Origin of the sequence: Arachnia propionica, from assembly GCF_003932785.1 — a bacterium.
GTDB classification, from domain to species: Bacteria; Actinomycetota; Actinomycetes; order Propionibacteriales; family Propionibacteriaceae; genus Arachnia; species Arachnia propionica_B.
In genome coordinates this window covers 1-3,440 of record NZ_RQYT01000082.1, presented here as the reverse complement: position 1 = coordinate 3,440, position 3,440 = coordinate 1, and the positions used below count along the sequence as shown (strand labels likewise).

The 3,440-nt window shown below is 52.1% G+C and carries 2 protein-coding genes; both read right to left on the bottom strand.

The genetic code is table 11. From position 1 onward, the window contains the following. On the bottom strand, positions 1–289 hold a 289-nt coding region (locus EII35_RS15255; RefSeq protein ID WP_125229315.1), incomplete at its 3' end, for an ATP-binding cassette domain-containing protein. Further along, the gene (locus tag EII35_RS15250; protein WP_185744393.1) at positions 286–2,721 is read right to left on the bottom strand and encodes a DUF4135 domain-containing protein; all 2,436 of its coding nucleotides are present in this window, start codon (positions 2,719–2,721) and stop codon (positions 286–288) included. The genes EII35_RS15255 and EII35_RS15250, both read right to left, overlap by 4 nt. Positions 2,722–3,440 lie beyond the last annotated feature (719 nt).

Below are 3,440 nucleotides of genomic sequence, written 5' to 3'. Positions count from 1 at the left end.
GACGGAGCTTCTGTCGCTGTTTCTCGTTGAGCTCGGTCAACTTCCGGTCTCCCCACCACACGGTCCCGTTGGAGGGCTCCTGCATCCCGTACAGCACCCGAAGCAGACTGGTCTTGCCGGAACCGCTCCTTCCAGCCACCGCTAGGAAATCCCCGCGTGAAGCCGTCATCGTCAAGTCATCTAGAATAGTGCTTTCACTCTTGCTGAACGTGTATTTCAAAGCCACAGAAGAGCAGGCCAGCGGGGCCGACGAACCGGTAAAGAGCGAAGTGCAATCTCTATCCTTCATCTTGCCTCCAGAATTTGGGCTGTGAGTGGCGACGGGACGACGCGACTCGCCAGTGAATGGGAAAGAGAAAGTAAAACTCCTGCTCTCCCTGTCATGAGACTGTCGTCCAGATTCTCCATCATGTCGATCTTAGTTGAGGCGTGACGCCATAAGAGAGTGGAGGCTTGGGCTGCAGCGTCGTGCAGGTTGAGCGTATGTAGCGACAAGTATCGGCCAGATATCCCATGACATAAACAGACGTCGCTAGGCAGGGCTTGCTTGATCAGTGAGTTTACGCATTGTTTTGCGAGAACGCTATCGGGGTCAGTTTCACTGAAGACTAATGCCAGTCCTTCGTTTCCATGGCACCAAGCGCATATCGGTGGCGAGTCTGAAAGGCGACGACTTCTCCACGAGAAGTCATCAGCTCTGAGAAGCGACATCTGAGCCTCCAGAGCTTTCTCTGCCAAATCTGAAAAGAATCGCGAATAGCATGACTCCCGCAGGGCCCACATTACCCCTGCCGGGCCATGGCTGAGTCCTCCAAACCAGTCAGAATTAGTTTCCCAGACCCAAATCCCGTCTTCCGATTCGTGAGCAAGATTCTTAAGTTGACGACACATCCATGATTGGATCACAGTTGCTGTCTCGGATGAGATGCCCATTCGCTCCAGCCTGTCTGCAAATAGCAATACGCCGGCGGCTCCAGAGATGATGTCATGGCTCATGCTATAGACCCGATCTTCAAGGATTCTAGCGAGTGCAGAAATGATGAGGTCAGAATTGGTCTCAGGGGTCTTGGAAGCGATTAAAGAGTATGCTACGCCTGCGGCCCCTTCGAATAAGCCCAGGGGGAGGATCTCGGGTGGGTCCATCAAAAAGTCTGTCAGCTGGTCCTTCAGACCTTTCAGGAGCTTAATTCCATAGGAAGAGATGCGCGCTCCGCTTAGCAACGCGGAGTTAAGTGCCAAATATATGCCCGCAGAGCCGTGGTAAAGGGAAGGTGAGTAGCTGGTCTGGACCCAATTTCCTTCTTGGTCTCGCTGGATATTCGACCATGAATAGCCGAAAGAGTCCTCCTCGGCGCAAGAAATTATCGATTCCGCAAGATGTTCAATTATTCTGATTCTCTCGGCTGCGGAAGGCGCTGGAAGACGAGGGGCAGAGAATGACACTCGCTGCATCGGTTCACTCTGCTTGCGTTGAACCTCGAAGACCTGCCTGATTTGCCTCAAGGCTTGATTTGGGCGCATCGCATCAAGGTGGCGGGAAATACTCTTTTGAAGAATGGTGGCAGGGGGAAGGATTTCCAGCCCGTCGACGTCTTTAGCGCTTAGGTCTACTTGAAATAGGGGGATGAAGAAATCTCTTAAGGGTTCAAGCTCATGCTCGATGAGAGACTCGGGAAACAGCCCATTTATCAACCAATTCCGGAGTTCATTCTTACGAGCTTCAGGATCCGATAGATATCGTGGATAAGAACTGCGCCTCAAGCAGTTGTGGTAAATTTGAGTTGGCCTCAGAACCAAGCGAGGCTTAGGTGAGTTTAGCTCCGTGAGGCTCAGGACCTTATCTTTTCCGGCGGCAGACATAGCCCGATGTGCATCCAAAAATCCTTTCATCAGAGAGTGTTCAGCTTTTCGTGACAGGCTCATTCGTGTTTGGGGTGAAGGTCTCCTCGCGCTATCTTTAGACGCTCTTCCTAGGTGGAACGTCGGGAGTCCGTCTTCGAGAACCTCATGCATCGCCCAAGATGGGGAAAGCTGGTCGCTGTCACCTCCGATAGCACTCCAGTCCACTGTGTCTTCTTTGTCTGCTAGAGTGAACGGCGCGGGGAGTATTCCGGAGCGATTCAGTAGTGGCAAAGTACTTCGCAGTTCTTTTATCGCAATTTCTGGGGTGGGGAAGCACTCAAAATCGATAATGCATGGGCCATGGGGAGTCGGGATTACGTTCTCCATGTGCAAGTCAGTGAAGGATACGCAGTCCGCTATCGCAAGCCATGCGCCGAACTTGTAGTATTCCGAGAGGCTATGTTGACGCTCAGCATGCTCGACGTATTCTTGGTAATGCCCATTGAAGCCTGTCGGTACGCTATGTGGAACGTAGAGAGGGTAATCAAGTCTCTCATTTACCAATTCAGTGAGGTTGGCGACAAAGAGTACATTCTCAGGGCTCGAAGCCTTGAACAGAAATTTCTTGTCGGTGTGTGTTGAGAATAGAAGCGTGCACAAGCCCCCTGGGTGGACATCGCCAACTGGTTCGATGTCGGTTATCTGGAACCCTTCCGTCAAGTTGAGCGCGCTCTCTACTGGAAGGGGAATCCTCGTGACCTCGGCGGATACAAGGTGGGCATGTTCTATCTGCTGTGTTATCGAATTCCCTAGGCGAATTATGTCGGGATAGGTGTCGGAAATATGGTCAAACCAAGAAGGAGTCGCCAAGGAGTTCATGAGTTGATTGTATGACTCACGAGATTTTGGCAGGTAGTGACTTCCGGCAGTGAAAAATTCAGTCAGAATCGCCCGGATTGCAAACCCGCCAATCTGGCTTTTTAGGCTCTTTTTGATGCCAGGAAATTGGCTTAAAGGGATGATCCCGTTCCTTGCGAAATGTTCGTACAGTATAGACCCTATGTCGACAATTGCTGCCCCTGTTAAGTGTTCTCCGGAGCGTTCTTTCGCTAAGGGGGGAGGGCGTTTCATGGCTCTGATTACTTCCCTTTCGCATAGGCTGCCGAGGGTCCCTTCTTTGGTCTAGCGATTTGGTTTCCAAGGCTAAGAAGGGCCCCTCGGCAGGTCTAGCTAGCACCCGCAGAGTCGGTAGCTTCCGATAGGGCCACAGCCAGTGGTGCATCGACAGCTTCCGCAGGTGATGAAGGTCGGGCGTACGTAAGCTAGGTTATCGGCGCCATCTCCGACTGCTGCGTGAGGCCCGAAGGAAATCGGGATGCTCTCTTCTTCTGGGAACAGGGGTGCTTCCAGTTCACGTGATGGAGTGAAGTTGATTGTTAGAGTCATTCTTTGACCTCCTAACTGATACTTAATCAGAGGATAGTTTGCGTTGCCCTCTACGTCAATGCCTCGACGTGCCTCAGCTAGTTTGAGCGCGTGGGTGGGGTCGGTGCCTCAGCTAGTTTGAGCGCGAAGCTTGCCCGTGTGGAAGGCAAGAT

Coding starts and splice junctions, on each gene's coding strand:
- EII35_RS15250 (WP_185744393.1), bottom strand. CDS start 2,721: ATGAACTCCTTGGCGACTCCTTCTTGGTTTGACCATATTTCCGACACC.